A 12,855-nucleotide genomic window follows, 5' to 3' on the forward strand; every position below is an offset into this window, starting at 1 on the left:
GCCGGGCCCTACAGCGACAGGTAGGTGCTCAGCTCGTAGGGGGTGACGTGGCTGCGGTAGTTGGCCCACTCGGTGCGCTTGTTGCGCAGGAAGAAGTCAAAGACGTGCTCCCCCAACGTTTCCGCGACGAGCTCGGAGGACTCCATGGCACGCAGCGCGGCATCCAGGCTTGTCGGCAGCTCGCGGTAGCCCATCGCGATCCGCTCCTCGGCGGTCAGGTCCCACACGTTGTCCTCGGCCTGGGGTCCCAGCACGTAGCCCTTTTCCACCCCGCGCAGGCCGGCGGCGAGCAGCACGGCGTACGCCAGATACGGGTTGCAGGCCGAGTCGGGGCTGCGCACCTCGATCCGCCGCGACGACGTCTTGTGCGGGGTGTACATCGGCACCCGCACCAGCGCCGAGCGATTCGCCGCGCCCCACGATGCCGCGGTGGGCGCCTCGCCGCCATGCACCAGCCGCTTGTAGGAGTTGACCCATTGATTGGTGACCGCGCTGATCTCGGAGGCGTGCTCGAGTATCCCGGCGATGAACGACTTGCCCACGTCGGAGAGCTGCAGCGGGTCGTCCGGGCTGTGGAACGCGTTGACGTCGCCCTCGAACAGGCTCATGTGGGTGTGCATGGCCGAGCCCGGATGCTCGGCGAAAGGTTTGGGCATGAACGACGCCCGCGCCCCGTTCTCGATCGCGACTTCCTTGATGACGTAGCGGAAGGTCATCACGTTGTCGGCCATCGACAGCGCGTCGGCGAACCGCAGATCGATCTCCTGCTGGCCGGGCGCGCCCTCGTGGTGGCTGAATTCCACCGAGATGCCCATGAATTCCAGCGCCTCGATCGCGTGCCGACGGAAGTTGGAGGCCGAGTCGTGCACCGCCTGATCGAAATAGCCGGCGGTATCGACGGGAACCGGCCTCGACCCGTCGTCGGGGCCGGGCTTGAGCAGGAAGAACTCGATCTCGGGGTGCACGTAGCAGGAGAAGCCGAGGTCGTTGGCCTTCTGCAGCTGGCGGCGCAGCACGTGGCGCGGGTCCGCCCACGACGGCGATCCGTCCGGCATGGTGATGTCGCAGAACATCCGCGCCGAGTGGTGGTGGCCGGCGGAGGCCCACGGCAACACCTGGAAGGTCGACGGGTCGGGGTTGGCCACGGTGTCGGATTCCGAGACGCGGGCGAAGCCCTCGATCGATGATCCGTCGAAGCCGATGCCTTCCTCGAAGGCGCCCTCGAGTTCGGCCGGGGCGATGGCCACCGACTTGAGCGTGCCGAGCACATCGGTGAACCACAGCCGAACGAAACGGATATCCCGTTCCTCCAGGGTGCGGAGGACGAATTCCTTCTGGCGATCCATAACCGAAACAGTAGGCAACAGCTGTTAATTCTGTGTTACCGATGCGCGCTCGGAACAATTGCGAACATTGCAAACAGGCTGCTCAGTGCCGTCAGGACTGGCACCGGTAGGACGGCGGCGGCAACGTCCCCGCGACGAGATAACGCGTCACGGCGCCGTCCACACACTGGTCGCCGTTGAACACCGCGGTGTGTTGCGTCCCGTCGTAGGTGATCAGCGGGCCACCCAGTTGGCGGGCTAGGTTGACGCCAGCCTGGTACGGGGTGGCCGGATCGTGCGTGGTGGAGACGACGACGACCTTGCCCGGCGCCGCCGGCGAGGCCGCGTGCGGCGTCGACGTCGCCGGCACCGGCCACAGCGCGCACAGGTCGCGGGGGGCATCCCCGGTGAACTGCCCGTAGCTGAGGAACGGGGCGGCCTGGCGGATGCGCCGATCCGCCGACACCCAGCTCGCCGCATCCTTCGGCGTGGGCGCGTCGACGCACCGGATCGCGTTGAACGCATCCTGATCGTTGGTGTAGTGCCCGCCGCGGTCGCGGCCCTCGTAGTCGTCGGCGAGCAGCAGCAGGTCGCCCGCGTCGGTGCCGCGCTGCAGCCCGAGCAGGCCGCTGGTCAGGTACTTCCAGTGCGCCGGTGTGTACAGCGCGTTGATGGTGCCGGTGGTCGCGTCGGCGTAACTCAGGCCGCGGGAGTCCGACGTGTGGCCCGGCTTGGCGACCAACGGGTCGATGAGGGCGTGATAGCGGTTGACGAACTGGGCCGGGTCGGTGCCCAGCGGGCAGCCCGGCGAGCGGGCGCAGTCGGTGGCGTAGTCGTTGAAAGCGGTTTGAAATCCCGCCATCTGCTGCACGTTCTCGTCGACCGGGCCGACGGTCGGGTCGATCGCGCCGTCGAGCACCATCGTCCGGACGTGGGCGCCGAAGCGCTCCAGGTACGCGGTGCCCAGCTCGGTACCGTAGCTGTAGCCGAGGTAGTTGATCTGATCGTCGCCCAGCGCCTGGCGGACCATGTCCATGTCGCGGGCCACCGACGCGGTGCCGACGTTGGCCAGGAACCCGGTGCCCATCCGGGTCACGCACTGCTGGGCCAGCTGTTGGTAGAGCTGTTCGATGTGCGCGACGCCGGCCGGGCTGTAGTCGACCATCGGCTCGCGACGGTAGGCGTCGAACTCGGCGTCGGTGCGGCAGCGCAGCGCCGGGGTGGAATGCCCCACCCCTCGCGGGTCGAAACCGACCAGGTCGAAGTTGCGCCGGATGGGCGTGTTCTCCAGATCCGACGCCATCCCGGCCACCATGTCGACCGCGGATCCGCCCGGGCCGCCCGGATTGACCAACAGCGAGCCGATCCGCTGGCCGGTCGCCGGCACGCGGATCACCGCCAGCTTGGCCTGCCCGGCGCCGGGATTGTCGTAGTCGACCGGGACTGACACCGTGGTGCACTGCGCGGTGGGGACATCGCTTGTGTCCGTGACGAATTGACCGCAGCTCCCCCACGGCTGCGACGTGGCCACCGACGCCCTCGGCGCCGGGGTCTGCCCGGCGTCGGGTTCGGGGGTGGCACCGGCCACCGCCGATTGCCCCACCACCAACGCGAATGACAGCAGCGCCGAGCTCAAGGACCCCAGGCGCGACATGGCTGTCATCGTGTCAGCCGCGGGTACCCGAAGCGCCGCGAAACGGTTACGCCTTGGTCTCGTCTGCGGAGCACCGGCGCGTTGCGTTGCACTCGGCGTCAGAGGTGTACGCGCACTAGCACTTTGCGCCGCTGGGCGGTGTGGCGCCGCCGACCAGGTATGCCGTGACGTAGTTGTCGATGCAGCCGTCGCCCTGGAACACGACCGTGTGCTGGGTCCCGTCGTAGGTGAGCAGCGAGCTGCGCAGCTGGTTGGCCAGATCCACCCCGGCCTTGTACGGGGTGGCCGGGTCGTGGGTGGTCGAGACCACCACGGTCGGCGCCAGGCCGGGCGCGGAGATGGGGTGCGGCTTGCTCGTCGGCGGCACCGGCCAGAAGGCGCAGGTGCCCAGCGGCGCGTCGCCGGTGAACTGGCCGTAGCTCATGAACGGCGCGATCTCCCGCGAGCGCCGGTCTTCGTCAATCACCTTGGCGCGGTCGGTGATCGGCGGCTGGTCGACGCAGTTGATGGCGACCCGTGCGTCGGTGGCGTTGGTGTAGTGGCCGTGCGCGTCGCGGCGCATGTACATGTCGGCCAGCGCGAGCAGGGTGTCGCCTCGGTGGTCGGCCAGCTCGCCCAGCCCGTCGCTCAGGTGATGCCACAACGTGGGCGAGTACAGCGCCATGATCGTGCCGACGATGGCGTCGCTATAGCTCAGTCCCCGTGGGTCGTTCGTGGGGGCCGGCTTGCCGACCATCGGGTTGTTGGGATCGACCAGCGGGTCGACCAGGCTGTGGTAGACGTCGACGGCCTTGGCCGGGTCGGTGCCCAGCGGGCAGGTCGGCTTCTTCGCGCAGTCGGTGGCGAAGTCGTTGAACGCGTCCTGGAAACCCTTGGCCTGGCGCAGGTCTGCCTCGATCGGGTCGGCGTTGGGGTCGACGGCGCCGTCGAGGATCATCGCCCGCACCTTGTCCGGGTAGGCCTCCGCGTAGGCGGAGCCGATCCGGGTGCCGTAGGAGTAGCCGAGGTAGGTCAGCTTGTCGTCGCCCAGCGCCGCACGGATCGAGTCCAGATCCTTGGCGACGTTGACCGTGCCGACGTTGGCCAGGAAGTTCTTGCCCATCTTGTCGACGCAGCGGCCGACGAACTGCTTGGTCTCGTCCTCGATGTGCGCCACGCCCGCCGGGGTGTAGTCGACGTTGGGCTCTGTGCGCAGCCGGTCGTTGTCGGCGTCGGAGTTGCACCAGACCGCCGGCCGCGACGACCCCACGCCGCGGGGATCGAAGCCCACCAGGTCGAACCGCTCGCGGACCCGCTTGGGCAGCGACTGCACCACGCCCAGCGCGGCCTCGATGCCCGACTCCCCGGGACCGCCCGGGTTGATCACCAGCGAGCCGATCTTGTCGCCGGTGGCAGGGAACCGGATCATCGCCAGCGTCGCGACGTCGCCGTCGCGGTGGTCGTAGTCCACCGGCACCGCCAACTTGCCGCACAGCGCCCCGGCGGGAATCTTGGCCTTCGGGTTCGACGACTTGCACGGTGTCCACTCGACGGCCTGCCCGAGCTTGGGTTCGGCCAGCAGGGCGCGCCCGCCGACGACGCGCACGCAGCCCGCGAGCAGCAGCGCCACGGCAGCAAACGCCGTCCCAACCAGCAGCGTGCGCGCAACCTTGTCGCGGCGAGACAGACCCATGCCCACATATGCTGCCAGAGCCAAGCTGAGATTCTCATGAGCGGCACCACCGGGCCGCCGGCGCGCGACGGCGATGCGACCGGGTGTATGGCACACATCACAGCGACGGTGCAACCGCACAGCAGAGATGGCAGAATGGCACCGTCAGACGAACCCGGGGACCCCAAGAGGCCACGAGGATCGACCCGACCACCACTAGGGACAATGATGTCTGAGCAGAACGTTTATGGTGCCGGCACGTCGGAGCAGCCGCTCCCCAAAATCCGCACCCACCACCTGCAGAAGATGAAGGCCGAAGGCCACAAGTGGGCCATGCTCACGGCCTACGACTTCTCCACCGCGCGCATCTTCGACGAGGCGGGCATTCCGGTCCTGCTGGTCGGCGACTCGGCCGCCAACGTCGTCTACGGCTACGACACCACGGTGCCCGTCTCGATCGACGAGATGATCCCGTTGGTGCGCGGCGTGGTGCGGGGCGCCCGGCACGCGCTGGTCGTCGCGGACCTGCCGTTCGGCAGCTACGAGGCCGGGCCCGCCGCGGCTCTGGCGTCGGCCACCCGGTTCATGAAGGAGGGCGGCGCACACGCCGTCAAGCTCGAGGGCGGCGAGCGGGTGGTCGACCAGATCGCCTGCCTGACCGCGGCCGGCATCCCGGTGATGGCGCACATCGGCTTCACGCCGCAGAGCGTCAACAGCCTGGGCGGGTTCCGGGTGCAAGGTCGCGGTGACGCCGCGGAACAGACCGTGCACGACGCGATCGCGGTCGCCGAGGCCGGGGCGTTCTCCGTCGTCATGGAGATGGTGCCGGCCGAACTGGCCACGCAGATCACCGGCAAGCTGACCATCCCGACCATCGGCATCGGCGCCGGCCCCAACTGCGACGGCCAGGTTCTGGTCTGGCAGGACATGGCCGGCGTCAGCAGCGGCAAGGCCGCGCGCTTCGTCAAGCGGTTCGCCGACGTCGGCGACCAGTTGCGCCGGGCGGCCACCCAATACGCGCAAGAGGTGGCCGAGGGCACCTTCCCCGCCGACGAGCACTGCTTCTGACGTAATCCCCCAAATCGCCAAACCCGTTGTGTGGCAGGCGCGTACGATTGCTCTTGGATAGCTTCTCAAGAGCGAGGGTGAACACATCGACCGGGGGATTCGTGGTGACTTCGTGCACCGCCGAAGCGTGCTGAAGTTACCGCTATTGCTGGCAGGAGGCACGGCACTGGCCCGAGCACCTCGCGCGGCCGCGCAGCCCGCGCCTGGCACCTCGCCGCAGGCAAGCCGCTGGTCACCCGAGCGCGCCAACCGGTGGTATCAGGCGCAGGGCTGGCCGGTCGGGGCGAACTACATCACGTCGAACGCGATCAACCAGCTGGAGATGTTTCAGCCCGACACGTTCGACCCGCGACGCATCGACACCGAACTGGGCTGGGCCCGCGCCAACGGGCTCAACGCGGTGCGGGTCTTCCTGCACGACCTGCTGTGGGCGCAGGACCAGCGGGGGTTTCAGGTCCGCCTCGCCCAGTTCGTCGACATCGCGGCGCGCCACGACATCAAGCCGCTGTTCGTGTTGTTCGACTCCTGCTGGGATCCACATCCCGAGGCCGGTCCGCAACGCGCCCCCACCCCGGGCGTGCACAACTCGGGATGGGTCCAGAGCCCGGGCGCGCAGCGCCTCGACGACCGCGGCTACCTGAACACGCTGCGGGCCTACGTCACCGGGGTGCTGACCCAATTCCGCACCGACGACCGCGTTTTGGGCTGGGACCTGTGGAACGAGCCGGACAATCCGTCGAAGTACTACCGCTCCGTCGAGCGGGCCGACAAGCTCGACCTGGTCGCCGACCTGCTTCCGCAGGTATTCGGCTGGGCCCGCACGGTCGATCCGTCCCAGCCGCTGACGAGCGGCGTGTGGGACGGCGAGTGGGCCGACCCCGGTCGTCGCACCGCGATCAGCGGCATCCAGCTGGACAACTCCGACGTGATCACATTCCATTCCTATGCCGCGCCGGCGGAGTTCGAGGGCCGCATCGCCGAGCTCGCACCCCTCGGGCGCCCGATCCTGTGCACCGAATACATGGCCCGCCCGTTGGGCAGCACCGTCCAGGGCGTGCTGCCCATCGCGAAGCGCTACAACGTCGGCGCGTTCAACTGGGGGCTGGTCGCCGGGAAAACCCAGACGTTCTTCCCGTGGGACTCATGGGAGCACCCGTATCCCGCCTTGCCCGACGAGTGGTTCCACGACCTGCTCGCCCCCGACGGGCGGCCGTTCCGCGAGCCCGAGACTCAGACGATTCGCGAGCTGAGCGGGCTGGCACTGCATCTGCACGACGCGCCGCCCCCCGGTTGAGCTACTGGCACCGATTCTGGAAATCGGTCAGCGGCTGGCGAATGCCCTCCAGGTCGGCGTGCGTCTGCGGGTTGGCATCCATGTACTGCTTGACCTGGTCCCGGATTTCGCTGCGGGGCTGGCCGCGCAAGCTGGTGAAGTACGCGTTCACGTCCGGGTGGGTGAACAGGTAGGCCGATGTCGCCGCGGCCACACCCGCGGATACCTGGGCGAGGTCCGCCGCCGTGCAGTTGGGCGCCGACGAGGGCGCCGGCTCCGGCGCATCGGTTGCCGAATCCGCGCCCGCCGAGCCGGCCCCGGCGAAAAGCATTACCACACCGGCCGCGCCGGCGGCCATCACTCTCGTGCCGCGAGCAAAAGACACCATGGAGCGCTCCTTCATCAGGCATCCGGACGAGCGGTTGTCCGTACCGCAAACCATAAGCGGTTTCCGGGCGGCGCATGCGCCATTCCGGCGCGGAGATTCGAGCGTGCGCGGCCGACGAATCGGACTTCCACCGGCCGCGACGCCGATATACTTCGGACATGAATGCGCGCCGCTGGATCACGCTGGCGTTGGCGGCGATGGCCGCCGTTCCCGGCATCGTTTTTGCCACGCATTCCGCCGACCGAGCGGAGGCGACCGTCTGCGTCGGCGGCGGCCGGCGCATCTCGGTGAGCGGATGCGCCAACATCGGCGACACCATCGCGCGCTACGCCCCGCCGCCGGACGCTTACGCCCCGCTGCCGGAGGACACGCCTCCCCCGCCGCCACCGCCGTAGCGCCACGGCCACGCGCCCATCGCCACCGATCCGGTAACCGGGGTATGGCAGGCTATGGGAGCCCATCACCACCGTCCCCGACGTTCAAGGCCGCGGCGACGCGCCCTCAACGGAGCCGAAAATGCCTGCTAAAGCGCCGCAAACCTCGCGCCATTTAGAGGTGGAGCGCAAGTTCGACGTCGGCGAGTCCACCGTGTCGCCCTCGTTCGAAGGCATCGCCGCGGTGGCGCACGTCGACAAGTCGCCGACTCAGACGTTGGACGCGACGTACTTCGACACCCCGGCACAGGACCTGGCCCGCAACAAGATCACCCTGCGCCGCCGCACCGGTGGCGCCGACGCGGGGTGGCACCTGAAGCTGCCCGCCGGACCCGAGGTCCGCACCGAAGTGCGGGCACCGCTGGACGCCTCCGGCCCGGACAACCCCGACGCCGTGCCGGAAGAGCTGGTGGACGTCGTGCTGGCGATCGTCCGCGACCACCCGCTTGAACCGGTCGCGCGCATCACCACGCAACGCGAAAGCCAGGTGTTGTACGCCGCGGACGGCACCCCGCTGGCTGAGTTCTGCAACGACCACGTCACCGCGTGGTCGGCCCAAACCTCCGAGGACGCCGACCTGGAGCCCACCCAGCAGGAGTGGCGCGAATGGGAATTGGAGCTCATCGAAGCAAGCGGGGCGTCCAACGGCGCCCCCGACACCGAGCTGTTGAACCGCCTGGGTAACCGGCTGCTCGACGCCGGCGCCGCGCCCGCCGGTCACTCCTCCAAGCTGGCGCGGGTGCTCGGCACCAAGCCGCGGCACAATGGCGATCAGCCCGCCGAGCACCCGCTGCAGCGCGCGGTGGCCGAGCAGATCCGCGAACTGTTGGTGTGGGATCGCGCCGTGCGGGCCGACGCGTTCGATTCCATTCACCAGATGCGGGTCACCACCCGCAAGCTGCGCAGCCTGCTGCGCGACTACGAGGAAACGTTCGGACTGCCCGACACCTGGGTTCTCGACGAACTGCGCGAACTGGCCGGCATCCTCGGCATCGCCCGCGACGCCGAGGTTCTCGCGGAGCGTTATGAGCGTGAATTGGACGGGCTGGCACCGGATTTGGTGCGCGGACCGGTGCGCGAGCGGCTGGTCGGGGGCGCGCAGCGCCGGTATCAGACCGGGCTGCGGCGGTCGCTGATGGCGATGCGGACGCAGCGCTACTTCCGGCTGCTCGACGCCCTCGAGGAAATCGCCGCGCAACCCCCCGGCGCCGAATCGGGCGAAGAACACGCGCCGGTGACCATCGACGCCGCCTACAAGAAGGTCCGCAAGGCGGCCAAGGCCGCCAGGGCGGTCGCCGAGGTGGACCCGGAGCAGCCGGACGACCAACACCACCGCGACGAGGCCCTCCACCGAATCCGCAAGCGGGCCAAGCGGCTTCGCTACACCGCGGCGGCCACCGGCGCCGACAGGGTCGCCGAGCAGTCGAAGGCCGTCCAGTCGCTGCTCGGTGACCACCAGGACAGCGTGGTCAGCCGCGAGCACCTGCGCCACGAGTCCGAGGCCGCGCACGCCGACGGCGAGGACACCTTCACCTACGGCCTGCTGTACCAACAGGAGGCCGACCTCGCCGAGCGGTGCGCTCAAGGACTCGACGACGCGTTGCGCAAACTCGCCAAGGCGGTGCGCAAGGCCCGGCGCTGAGCGGGGCGGACGAGTTGGCCTGTAAGCCGGATTCTGTCCCGCGCGCCTCCGGCAACCGGAGACGCGCGGTGGCGACCATCCATCTGGACACACCGTCGCCGGGTGCCTCGAGCGGCCTACCCGCAGGCTCGGGCGAGCAACCCTCGAGCGCCTGCGCGGCCGCACCTTTCGGTGCGGCCTTCTTGGCCTTGCTTCGGGTGGGGTTTGCCTAGCCACCCCGGTCACCCGGGATGCTGGTGCGCTCTTACCGCACCGTTTCACCCTTACCACCGCGAGGGTGGCGGTCTGTTTTCTGTGGCACTGTCCCGCGAGTCACCTCGGATTGCCGTTAGCAATCACCCTGCTCTGTGAAGTCCGGACTTTCCTCGAACCGCCTTGCGGCGGTCCGCGGCCGCCCGGCCAACTCGTCCGCGACGATCCACGGTACTACTTGCGCGATGCCGGGGCCAGCAACGATCACCCCGGCGGGCTCGGCGCGGCCCTATCGTGGACCTCATGTCCGGGTGCAAGAAGCGCGTCGACTCCGCCGACTGGGACGCCGTGACCGGCGCGCTCGACGAATACGGCGGGGCGCTGCTGCCGCGGCTGATCACCAAGGGTGAGGCGGCCCGGCTGCGCGGCCTTTATGGCGACGACACCCTGTTCCGCTCGACCATCGACATGGCGCCCAAGCGGTACGGCGCGGGGCACTATCGCTACTTCCACGCGCCCTACCCCGACCCGATCGAGGAACTCAAGCAAGCGCTGTATCCCCGGCTGTTGCCGATTGCCCGCGACTGGTGGGGCAAGCTGCGCCGCGACCCGCCCTGGCCGGATAGCCTCGACGATTGGCTGGCGACGTGCCACGCGGCCGGCCAGCGCAGGTCCACCGCGCTCATGCTCAGGTACGGCCCCGGCGACTGGAACGCCCTGCATCGAGACCTGTACGGCGACTTGGTCTTTCCGCTACAGGTGGTGATCAACTTGAGCGAACCCGAAATCGACTACACCGGCGGCGAATTCCTGCTCGTCGAACAGCGGCTACGCGCGCAATCCCGCGGCATGGCAACGCAATTGCCCCAGGGGCATGGCTTCGTGTTCACCACACGGGAGCGGCCGGTGCCCTCGAGCCGCGGCTGGTCCGCGGCGCCGGTGCGCCACGGTGTGTCGGTCGTGCGCTCGGGCGAGCGCTACGCGATGGGCCTGATCTTCCACGACGCGGCCTGAGGCTGGACCATTGCCCAACGGGAACGTTGGTGCCAGTCTGACCAGATGACAGAAACCGAAGGGTTCGTCGACCAGACGGTCACGGGTCTCGCGGAGCCACAGCCGATGTACAAGGCGTTGCGCGAATCGAGCCCGGTGTTCCGGTCGCCGCAGGCGGTCGTGCTCAGCCGCCTGGCCGACATCGAGATGGCGCTCAAGCACACCGAGCTGTTCTCGTCGAACATGGACGCCGTCGATCTCGGCAACGTGCGGCCGCTGATCCCGCTACAAATCGACCCGCCGGAGCACGCCAAATACCGCCGCATCCTCGACCCGTTGTTCACGCCGCGGGAGATGGCGCGGCGCGAGCCGCGCGTCACCGAGTTGGTGAACGAGATGATCGACCGCTTCGCGGGCCGGGGCGAATGCGACTTCCATGCCGAGTTCGCGGTGCCGCTGCCGTGCACCGTCTTCCTGCAGCTGCTCGGGTTGCCGCTGGAAGACCTCGACAAGTTCCTGGAATGGAAGGACGGCGTCATCCGCCCGGAAGGCGACTCGGGCTTCGACCGCCGCCACGAGAGCTCCGCCGGGGTGGCGCAACAGATCTACGACTACTTCGACCGCGCGATCGACGACCACATCGCCAGCCCCCGCGACGACGTGCTGTCGGCCATGATCGCCGCCGACATCGCCGGGCAACCGCTGTCGCGGGAGGAGCTTCTCGACATCTGCTTCCTGTTCCTGATCGCCGGCCTGGACACGGTGACCGACTCGCTCGACTGCTTCTTCGTGTACCTGGCGCGCCATCCCGAGCACCGTCACCAGCTGGTCGAGCAACCGGACGTGCTGCCCAGTGCAATCGAGGAGTTGTTGCGTTGGGAGACACCGGTTCCCGGCGTGGCGCGGGTAGCCATGCAGGACGTCGAGGTGGGCGGGTGCCCCATCAGCAAGGGCGAGCGGGTCAGCCCGTTGCTGGGCGCGGCCAACACCGACCCGGCCGAGTTCGCCGATCCGGAGCTGGTCGACTTCACCCGCAACCCGAACCGGCACCGCGCGTTCGGCGGCGGCCCGCACCGGTGCCTCGGCTCGCATCTGGCCCGCATGGAGCTGCGGGTGGCGTTGCGCGAATTCCACCGGCGCATACCGGATTACGAGATCAAGCCCGGCACCCAGCTGAGCTACACCGCCGCGCTGCGTTCGGTGGAGTCGCTGCCGCTGATCTTCCCGGTGCCTTAGGTCGTGCGGCTCAGACCTTGACGGCCCGCGAGGCTCGGTGCTCCTGACCCGGCGTCGTGGGCAGTCCGTTTCCCCGCCCGGAAGTCGAGAAGTGCCGCAGCGGAACTTCGTCGCTATCGCGCATCGAGCCCGAAATGAGGTACTCGGGTCGCGGTTCCGGCTCCGGCAGGAAGTCGCGGCGGTACGCGTCGAGCCGGTCCACAATCAACAAATAGTCGAAAATGTGTCGGCTGAGAATCGACAGGTCGGACTTACCGAGCTGGTCGGCCTTGAACAATGGGTAGACGAACTCGAACGCCCGGAAATAGCCCTGGCTTTCGATGTCGTTCACCAGGCAGATCACTTCCGAGGCGACGAACGACGACAGGTCGAGAATCTCCCGATTTACTTGGCGGGCGCGGTCCATGTGGAAGTGAATCGCATCCAACACCGGGGTGTGCGCCGCGGGGCTGGCCGACGCAATCAGCATGTTGGTGGGTGTTTGCGGTCCGATCTTGCTGCACGTCTCCTGAACGTTCGCCAACGAATTCTCTCGATGACTGTCGAAGCCGGCCGCTTGGTGCAAGGTGCCCATGAGATTGGTCGCCTCGCCAACGACACGAGCGATCAGCGGCTCCAGGTTCTTGTAAATGTTTTGGCGATCGCGCCGCAACGGCAGCCGGACTACCAGCAGGTAGAAGATGAATGCCTCCACGTAGCCGTTGGCGAGGTGGAAACCGACGGCGCCGAGTCGCTCACCCCCTTCGAAGACCTCCGGAGTGTTGGCGAGGAACACATGCTGGGCAAGGCAATAGGCCAGGGCGATGCATGCCAGCGCCCAGAGCGATCGGTTGAGTGTGCGTTCGAATGGGCTGAGATACGTGAGCTGAGTCGCTCGTCGCCAGCGGCGTTTGATTCCATCGCGCATGCGGCGATTATCGCCCAATTAGGCCGCCCCGGGCTCGAAATTTGTCTGCTTCCTTTTTCGGCCGCCGGTGCCGGTTAATTCGGCGACATCGG

At 68.3% G+C, this 12,855-nt stretch carries 11 protein-coding genes and 1 other RNA gene; 6 read left to right on the plus strand and 6 right to left on the minus strand.

Going from position 1 to position 12,855, the window contains the following annotated elements:
- Positions 1-8: 8 nt before the first annotated feature.
- The 3 genes from A5730_RS03245 to A5730_RS03255 all read right to left on the minus strand — a co-directional run bounded on the left by A5730_RS03245 (position 9) and on the right by A5730_RS03255 (position 4,657).
- Positions 9-1,346, minus strand: a complete 1,338-nt coding sequence (locus A5730_RS03245) for a glutamine synthetase family protein (protein WP_067895585.1) — start codon at positions 1,344-1,346, stop codon at positions 9-11.
- A gap of 91 nt (positions 1,347-1,437) precedes the next feature.
- The gene (locus A5730_RS03250) at positions 1,438-2,988 is read right to left on the minus strand and encodes an alpha/beta hydrolase (protein ID WP_156745668.1); all 1,551 of its coding nucleotides are present in this window, start codon (positions 2,986-2,988) and stop codon (positions 1,438-1,440) included.
- Between the two features lie 106 nt (positions 2,989-3,094).
- Positions 3,095-4,657, minus strand: a complete 1,563-nt coding sequence (locus tag A5730_RS03255; protein WP_156745673.1) for an alpha/beta hydrolase — start codon at positions 4,655-4,657, stop codon at positions 3,095-3,097.
- A gap of 201 nt (positions 4,658-4,858) precedes the next feature.
- On the opposite strand from A5730_RS03255, the gene panB reads away from it, so the two are divergent.
- Both panB and A5730_RS03265 read left to right on the plus strand, forming a co-directional pair.
- Positions 4,859-5,698: a 3-methyl-2-oxobutanoate hydroxymethyltransferase gene (panB, locus tag A5730_RS03260; RefSeq protein ID WP_067895951.1), complete on the plus strand. Its 840-nt coding sequence runs from the start codon at positions 4,859-4,861 to the stop codon at positions 5,696-5,698.
- Between the two features lie 112 nt (positions 5,699-5,810).
- The gene (locus A5730_RS03265; protein WP_067895594.1) at positions 5,811-6,992 is read left to right on the plus strand and encodes a 1,4-beta-xylanase; all 1,182 of its coding nucleotides are present in this window, start codon (positions 5,811-5,813) and stop codon (positions 6,990-6,992) included.
- Position 6,993: 1 nt separating this feature from the next.
- On the opposite strand, the gene A5730_RS03270 is transcribed toward A5730_RS03265, so the two are convergent.
- Positions 6,994-7,359 (minus strand): heme-binding protein, encoded by a 366-nt coding sequence (locus A5730_RS03270; protein ID WP_197506126.1) that lies wholly within the window; start codon positions 7,357-7,359, stop codon positions 6,994-6,996.
- Between the two features lie 197 nt (positions 7,360-7,556).
- Here A5730_RS03270 and A5730_RS03275 point away from each other — a divergent pair, with 197 nt between their 5' ends.
- Together A5730_RS03275 and A5730_RS03280 are read left to right on the plus strand one after the other, a co-directional pair.
- Positions 7,557-7,754, plus strand: coding sequence for a hypothetical protein (locus A5730_RS03275; protein WP_231994622.1), 198 nt, complete (start codon positions 7,557-7,559; stop codon positions 7,752-7,754).
- A 121-nt stretch (positions 7,755-7,875) separates the two neighbouring features.
- Entirely contained in the window at positions 7,876-9,435 is a 1,560-nt protein-coding gene (locus A5730_RS03280; RefSeq protein ID WP_067895603.1) for a CYTH and CHAD domain-containing protein, read from the plus strand.
- Positions 9,436-9,441: 6 nt separating this feature from the next.
- Here A5730_RS03280 and rnpB read toward each other — a convergent pair.
- An RNA gene (gene rnpB / locus A5730_RS03285) (RNase P RNA component class A) lies at positions 9,442-9,842 on the minus strand.
- 88 nt (positions 9,843-9,930) lie between these two features.
- On the opposite strand from rnpB, the gene A5730_RS03290 reads away from it, so the two are divergent.
- A complete protein-coding gene (locus A5730_RS03290; RefSeq protein WP_067895954.1) occupies positions 9,931-10,641 on the plus strand; it encodes a 2OG-Fe(II) oxygenase in 711 nt (236 codons plus the stop codon).
- 45 nt (positions 10,642-10,686) lie between these two features.
- Positions 10,687-11,856 carry a cytochrome P450 gene (locus A5730_RS03295; RefSeq protein ID WP_067895607.1) on the plus strand — a complete coding sequence of 390 codons (1,170 nt, stop codon included), beginning with the start codon at positions 10,687-10,689 and terminating at the stop codon, positions 11,854-11,856.
- 10 nt (positions 11,857-11,866) lie between these two features.
- Here A5730_RS03295 and A5730_RS03300 read toward each other — a convergent pair whose 3' ends face one another.
- A complete protein-coding gene (locus A5730_RS03300; RefSeq protein WP_156745669.1) occupies positions 11,867-12,763 on the minus strand; it encodes a hypothetical protein in 897 nt (298 codons plus the stop codon).
- Positions 12,764-12,855: the final 92 nt, after the last annotated feature.

This window comes from Mycobacterium sp. ACS4054 (assembly GCF_001667275.1).
Taxonomy (GTDB): domain Bacteria; phylum Actinomycetota; class Actinomycetes; order Mycobacteriales; family Mycobacteriaceae; genus Mycobacterium.